The 4803-nt window shown below is 70.9% G+C and carries 4 protein-coding genes; all 4 read left to right on the forward strand.

Going from position 1 to position 4803, the window contains the following annotated elements; all coding sequences use genetic code 11:
* The first annotated feature begins 213 nt into the window (after positions 1 to 213).
* The 4 genes from JWR81_RS17405 to JWR81_RS17420 are packed head-to-tail and all read left to right on the forward strand — an operon-like array spanning position 214 to position 4764.
* On the forward strand, positions 214 to 1725 hold the full coding sequence (locus tag JWR81_RS17405) for an ABC transporter ATP-binding protein (RefSeq protein WP_297653356.1): 1512 nt from the start codon (positions 214 to 216) through the stop codon (positions 1723 to 1725).
* A complete protein-coding gene (locus JWR81_RS17410; protein WP_297653359.1) occupies positions 1722 to 2990 on the forward strand; it encodes an ABC transporter permease in 1269 nt (422 codons plus the stop codon). The genes JWR81_RS17405 and JWR81_RS17410 overlap by 4 nt, the downstream gene beginning before the upstream one ends.
* A complete protein-coding gene (locus tag JWR81_RS17415; RefSeq protein ID WP_297653363.1) occupies positions 2987 to 4306 on the forward strand; it encodes an ABC transporter permease in 1320 nt (439 codons plus the stop codon). Before JWR81_RS17410 ends, JWR81_RS17415 begins: the two co-directional genes overlap by 4 nt.
* A 2-nt stretch (positions 4307 to 4308) precedes the next feature.
* On the forward strand, positions 4309 to 4764 hold the full coding sequence (locus tag JWR81_RS17420) for an SRPBCC family protein (RefSeq protein WP_297653366.1): 456 nt from the start codon (positions 4309 to 4311) through the stop codon (positions 4762 to 4764).
* Positions 4765 to 4803: the final 39 nt, after the last annotated feature.

Genomic DNA, 4803 nt, shown 5'->3' on the forward strand with positions numbered 1-4803 from the left:
AGAGCGCGATCGCCGGCTACGTCCGTTGGGCCAACAAGCATGCGACCTCGAAACGGCGCTTCGCGCCCGAGTCAAAGATCCGCAGACCGGATTACCTACCGAATGTTGCCTGACGAGGCACTAGCACGGCGCGAGGCGCTTCACCGTCAGCGAGGGAGAGATTTGCCAGACTCCCTCGCTGACGTTCTTCGCTGTCGACGGGAAGGCATCCGCGTGAAGCTGGAGCTCCGTGGGATCACCAAGCGGTTCGGCTCGCTGACCGCGAACGACGCTGTCGACCTCGTGGTCGAACCCGGCGAGATCCACGCCCTCCTCGGTGAGAACGGGGCGGGCAAGAGCACGTTGATGAACGTGCTCTACGGCCTCTACCAGCCCGACGAGGGCGAGATCCTCGTCGACGACGTGCCGGTCACGTTCACCGGGCCCGGTGACGCGATGGCTGCGGGCATCGGCATGGTGCACCAGCACTTCATGCTGATCCCGGTGTTCACGGTCGCCGAGAACGTCATGCTGGGGCACGAGGAGACCAAGCGCGGCGGGTTCCTCGACCGTCGCCGCGCGAAGAGGGACGTCACCGAGATCTCGCGGCGCTACAACCTCGAGGTACCGCCCGACGCCCTCGTCGCCGATCTCCCCGTCGGCGTCCAGCAGCGCGTCGAGATCATCAAGGCGCTGAGCCGCAACGCGCAGGTCCTCATCCTGGACGAGCCGACGGCCGTGCTCACGCCGCAGGAGACCGACGACCTGATGCGCGTGATGCGCGCCCTGCGCGACGGCGGCACGTCGATCGTCTTCATCACCCACAAGCTGCGCGAGGTCCGCGAGGTCGCCGACCGGATCACCGTGATCCGGCGCGGCAAGGTCGTCGGTACGGCCGAGCCGTCGGCGTCCACCAACGAGCTGGCGTCGCTGATGGTCGGGCGGCCGGTGCAGCTCACCGTCGACAAGACCCCCGCCGAGGCGCAGGACGTGGTGCTCGACGTCGCCGGCGTCACCGTGCTCGACGACAACGGCGTCGTCCTCGTCGACGACGTGTCGTTCCAGGTGCGCGGCGGCGAGATCTACGCCGTCGCGGGCGTGCAGGGCAACGGGCAGACGGAGCTGACCGAGGCGCTCGTCGGCCTCACGACCCCGGCGTCGGGCAGCATCGACGTGGCCGGGCAGCGGATAACGCGCCTGTCCACCGACCAGCTCCTCGACCTCGGCGTCGGCTACGTGCCCGAGGACCGGCTGCACGACGGCCTGGTCGGCGACTTCACCGTCGCCGAGAACCTCGTGCTCGACCTCTACGACAAGCCGCCGTTCGCCTCCGGGATGGCGATGAACCTGCGAACGATCGCGAGCAACGCGGTGGAGCGCGTCGCCGAGTTCGACGTGCGCACACCGTCACCGGAGGCGGCGGCCCGCACGCTGTCGGGCGGCAACCAGCAGAAGGTCGTGCTCGCGCGCGAGCTGTCCCGGCCGCTGAAGCTGCTGATCGTCGCGCAGCCGACGCGCGGGCTCGACGTCGGCTCGATGGAGTTCGTGCACCGCCGGATCGTCGCCGAGCGCGACCGCGGCGCGGGGGTGGTGCTGGTGTCCACCGAGCTGGACGAGGTGCTCGGCCTCGCCGACCGGATCGGCGTCATGTACCGCGGGCGGATCGCAGGGGAGGTCGGGGCGGGTGCCACGGCGGAGGAGATCGGGCTGTTGATGGCAGGCTCCACGAGCGAGGTGACCCCATGACCACCGGGGTCGCCGACACCGCCGCCGCGCCGGAGGGCACGCCGCCCGGCGAACGGCCGAAGGGCGTGCCTGCCCGCGTGGTCGACACCTTCCTCAACGGCAACACGGTGGTGATCACCGTGCTGGCGTTCGTCTGCGCGATCGTCGTCGGCGCGGTGCTCATCGTCATCGCCGACGAGCCCACGCGCGCCGCGATGAGCTACTTCTTCTCCTACCCGGCCGACACGTTCGGCGCCGGGTGGAAGGCCATCTCGTCGGGCTACGTCGCGTTGTTCGAGGGCTCGGTGTTCAACCCGGACTCGGTGTACTCCGACAGCTCCGTCCCGCTGTTCGGGCCGCTGTCCGACACGCTGTTCAACGCAGCACCGCTGATCCTCGGCGGGCTCTCGGTGGGCGTCGCGTTCCGCGCGGGCCTGTTCAACATCGGCGCCCAGGGCCAGCTGATCATCGGCGCGATCTGTGCCGGCTACGTCGGCTTCGCCTGGCACCTGCCGATCGTGCTGCACCTGCTCGTGGCGCTGGTGGCGGGCATCGTGGGCGGCGCGCTGTGGGGCGGCCTGGCGGGATGGCTCAAGGCGAGGGCCGGGGCGCACGAGGTGATCTCGACGATCATGCTCAACTACGTCGCCCTGTACCTCCTCTACTACCTGCTGAGCGTGTCCGGCTTCCAGGCGGACGGCTCCAACCAGGCCATCTCCCGCCCGGTCGAGGACGCGGCCCGGCTGCCGCACCTGCTCGGCGGCGGCCTGTCGGTCAACGCCTCGCTCGTCGTGGCCCTGCTCGCGGCGCTCGGGTGCTGGTGGCTGCTGACGCGCTCCACGCTCGGCTTCCGGCTCCGCGCCGTCGGCGCCAACCAGTACGCCGCCCGCACGGCCGGCATGAGCGTGCCCAGCAGCTACATCACCGTGATGCTCATCGCGGGCGCGCTCGCCGGGCTGGCGGGCTGCGCCCAGATCCTCGGCGGCAACAACGCCGCCCTCACCGGTGACGTCGACGCCAACATCGGCTTCGACGCGATCACCGTCGCGCTGCTCGGGCGGGCCGCCCCCGGCGGCACCGTGCTGGCCGGCATCCTCTTCGGCGCGCTGCGCGCCGGCGCGGTCAAGATGCAGGCCGACACCGGCACGCCGACGGAGATCGTGCAGGTCATCCAGTCGGTCATCGTGCTGTTCATCGCGGCCCCCGCCCTGATCCGGGCGATCTTCCGGCTGCGGGAGTCGCGTGGCGGCGGCGTCACCGCGCTGGCGAAGGGGTGGAACGGATGACCAGTCCCACGACCGCTCCCCCCGCCGACGAGGAGCTCGTCGTCGTCCGGCCCGTCGTCGACACCGGCGTGCCGCTGCGCGCCCGGCTGGTCTCGGGCATCTCGGTGATCCTCGCGGGCCTCGTGTGCGTGTTCGCGTGGGGCTTCGGGGCCAACCCCGGCGACGCCGAGTTCGCCCTGATCGCCACCGGCGACACGTTCGCCGTCCCCGACCTCGAGGTCCCCGCCGAGGCCACCGCGATCACCCTGGGCGTGGTCGTCGCCCTGCTGGGCGTCTGGCAGGTCGTGCGCGGCTTCTCCAAGCGGCAGATGCGCTGGGTCCTCGTGGCCGTGCTGCTGTGCTTCGTGGTGGCGTTCCTGTGCTGGGCCAGCACCGGCAGCCCGGGCAACCCGCTCAACGTCCCCGGCCTGCTGCAGAACACGCTCCTGCTCGCCACACCGCTCGTGCTGGGCGCGCTGGCCGGCATCCTCTGCGAGCGCACCGGCGTCATCAACGTGGCGATCGAGGGCCAGTTCCTCGCGGGCGCGTTCGCGGGAGCGCTCGGGGCGTCGCTGTCGAAGAGCCTCGGCGTCGGCGTGGTCACCGCGGTGATCGCGGGCGGCCTGATGGGTGCGCTGCTCGCCGTCTTCGCGATCAAGTTCCTCGTCAACCAGGTCGTGCTGGGCGTCGTGCTCAACGCGTTCGCACTGGGCATCACCGGCTTCGGCTACGACGCGCTGATGCAGAGCGACCCGTCCACCTACAACGAGCCGGGGTTCTTCGCCCCGATCAGGATCCCGCTCCTCGCCGACATCCCGGTGATCGGGCAGGTCTTCTTCAACGTCAACATCATCGTCTACCTGACGTACATCCTGATCATCGTGATCGACGTGGCGCTGTTCCGGACCCGCTGGGGCCTGCGCACCCGCGCCGTCGGCGAGCACCCCAGGGCCGCCGACACCGTCGGCATCAAGGTGCTGCGCACCCGCTACCGCAACGTGATCATGGGCGGGATGGTCGCCGGTCTCGGCGGCGCGTTCCTCACGATCGGCGCGATCGGCGGGTTCACGAAGGACATCTCGTCGGGCAAGGGCTTCATCGCGCTGGCCGCGGTGATCTTCGGCAAGTGGAGCCCGCGCGGTGCGATCGGCGCGGCCCTGCTGTTCGGGTTCGCCGACGCCCTGCAGAGCCTGCTGTCCGTCGCGGGGACCCCGGTGGCGATCCCGTCGAACTTCCTGCTCATGCTTCCCTATCTGGCGACGCTGTTCGCCGTGGCGGGGCTGGTCGGCAAGGTCCGGGCCCCGGCGGCGGACGGCGAGCCCTACGTGAAGGGATAGCGATGAACGAGGCCGTCGTGACGATCGACTCCAGCCCCGAGCAGGTGTGGGAGCTCGTCACCGACATCACCCGAATGGGCGAGTGGAGCCCGGAGAACCGGGGCGGCCGGTGGCGCGGCAGCGCGACCGGCCCGGCGGTCGGTGCGCGGTTCGTGGGCGTCAACGCCCACGGCTGGGTGCGCTGGCTGACGCGCTGCCGGGTGGTGGAGTGCGAGCGGCCGTCGCGGTTCGCGTTCACGGTGGCGGAGAACGGCATGACGTGGGGCTGGCGTCTGGAGCCCGACGGCGACGGCACCCGCCTCACCCAGTGGCGCGAGCGCACGACCGAACCGAACGTGCTGGTCAGGGCGCTCGTCGCGAGTGGGATGCTGGGCCGGGAGCGCGAGACGCTGATGGTGGACGGCATGCACCGCACCCTCGCCGCGGTGAAGCGCCAGGCGGAGCAGGCGAAGGTCTGAGTGCGCCGGGTCCGTGCCTCGGGGACGGCCGGGCGGGGT

This window comes from Pseudonocardia sp. (genome assembly GCF_025965585.1).
Classification (GTDB): Bacteria; Actinomycetota; Actinomycetes; order Mycobacteriales; family Pseudonocardiaceae; genus Pseudonocardia.

Bases quoted from the DNA above. Each gene is read 5' to 3' on its own strand.
- JWR81_RS17415 (WP_297653363.1), top strand. From the start codon at position 2,987: ATGACCAGTCCCACGACCGCTCCCCCCGCCGACGAGGAGCTCGTCGTC.
- JWR81_RS17410 (WP_297653359.1), top strand. From the start codon at position 1,722: ATGACCACCGGGGTCGCCGACACCGCCGCCGCGCCGGAGGGCACGCCG.
- JWR81_RS17420 (WP_297653366.1), top strand. From the start codon at position 4,309: ATGAACGAGGCCGTCGTGACGATCGACTCCAGCCCCGAGCAGGTGTGG.